Origin of the sequence: Cobetia sp. SIMBA_158, from assembly GCF_046566945.1 — a bacterium.
GTDB lineage: Bacteria > Pseudomonadota > Gammaproteobacteria > Pseudomonadales > Halomonadaceae > Cobetia > Cobetia amphilecti.
This window is the reverse complement of the sequence record NZ_JAWJYL010000925.1, coordinates 1-244: the sequence shown is the minus strand read 5'-3', so window position 1 is coordinate 244 and position 244 is coordinate 1. Positions and strand designations below refer to the sequence as shown.

Annotated in this window: 1 pseudogene; it reads right to left on the bottom strand. The window is 68.4% G+C overall.

The annotated features are described in order from the left end of the window. Positions 1-244, bottom strand: a pseudogene (locus tag R2R70_RS22525) (hypothetical protein); the annotation flags it as partial.

The window sequence follows — 244 nt, the reverse complement described above, 5'->3', positions numbered from 1 at the left end:
ACAGCTTGCCATGGCCGGTCAGCTCGAGCTCGACGTCCGGCAGCAGCGTGCCGACCTCGAGCGCCTCGACGCGCTCGTCGGCCGTGCGCAACCCGACGCCGCCGAGCGACAGGTTATGCACCTCGAACACGAAGCTCTCGCCGTCCGGCAGCTTGCCGCGGCAGAGGAACGGATCGACGATCGGCGCATCGACGCGGAAGTACTCGCGGCGCTGGATGCACATCAGCACGTCGGGGAAATCGGC